At 50.3% G+C, this 731-nt stretch carries 6 tRNA genes; all 6 read right to left on the bottom strand.

Annotated elements, in window-relative coordinates:
* Positions 1 to 16: 16 nt before the first annotated feature.
* The 6 genes from M6D81_RS31615 to M6D81_RS31590 all read right to left on the bottom strand — a co-directional run bounded on the left by M6D81_RS31615 (position 17) and on the right by M6D81_RS31590 (position 729).
* Positions 17 to 92, bottom strand: a tRNA-Phe gene (locus tag M6D81_RS31615).
* Between the two features lie 70 nt (positions 93 to 162).
* Positions 163 to 239: transfer RNA gene (locus M6D81_RS31610), tRNA-Asp, on the bottom strand.
* A gap of 35 nt (positions 240 to 274) precedes the next feature.
* A tRNA-Met gene (locus M6D81_RS31605) sits at positions 275 to 351 on the bottom strand.
* A gap of 12 nt (positions 352 to 363) precedes the next feature.
* Positions 364 to 439: transfer RNA gene (locus M6D81_RS31600), tRNA-Val, on the bottom strand.
* A 78-nt stretch (positions 440 to 517) separates the two neighbouring features.
* Positions 518 to 592: transfer RNA gene (locus M6D81_RS31595), tRNA-Glu, on the bottom strand.
* Between the two features lie 46 nt (positions 593 to 638).
* Positions 639 to 729, bottom strand: a tRNA-Ser gene (locus tag M6D81_RS31590).
* Positions 730 to 731 lie beyond the last annotated feature (2 nt).

Below are 731 nucleotides of genomic sequence, written 5' to 3'. Positions count from 1 at the left end.
GTATAAAGTTATTCAATGGTGGCTCGGGACGGAATCGAACCGCCGACACGAGGATTTTCAGTCCTCTGCTCTACCAACTGAGCTACCGAGCCGTACACCCTTATGTATAGTACACTTCATAATGCTTCGCATCATTCCGTCTCACTATCCTATGGGGTACAGTGGCGGAGCTGACGGGATTCGAACCCGCGGTCTCCTGCGTGACAGGCAGGCATGTTAGGCCTCTACACCACAGCTCCACATATTGTTTTCGGATAATCTATCCGAATGATTTTGGTTGCGGGGGCAGGATTTGAACCTGCGGCCTTCGGGTTATGAGCCCGACGAGCTACCGAGCTGCTCCACCCCGCGTCGTTGAGTGAATGGTGGAGGATGACGGGATCGAACCGCCGACCCTCTGCTTGTAAGGCAGATGCTCTCCCAGCTGAGCTAATCCTCCGTAATCGAGCGACTTTTATATCTTATCACATTTCATGATGATTTGTCAACTCTTTTTAAGTATTTGTTAAAGGGAAGTTGGTGACCCGTAGGGGATTCGAACCCCTGTTACCTCCGTGAAAGGGAGGTGTCTTAACCCCTTGACCAACGGGCCTCAAAGCTTTGCAAAGCAAAATCTGCTTCATAAACATAAGCTTAACTGGCAGAGAGGAAGGGATTCGAACCCTCGATACGCGATTAACGTATACACGATTTCCAATCGTGCTCCTTCGACCACTCGGACACCTCTCTGT

Origin of the sequence: Paenibacillus sp. J5C2022, assembly GCF_025567625.1 — a bacterium.
In the GTDB taxonomy this organism is placed as follows: Bacteria; Bacillota; Bacilli; order Paenibacillales; family Paenibacillaceae; genus Pristimantibacillus.
This window is presented reverse-complemented; position numbering and strand designations above follow the sequence as displayed.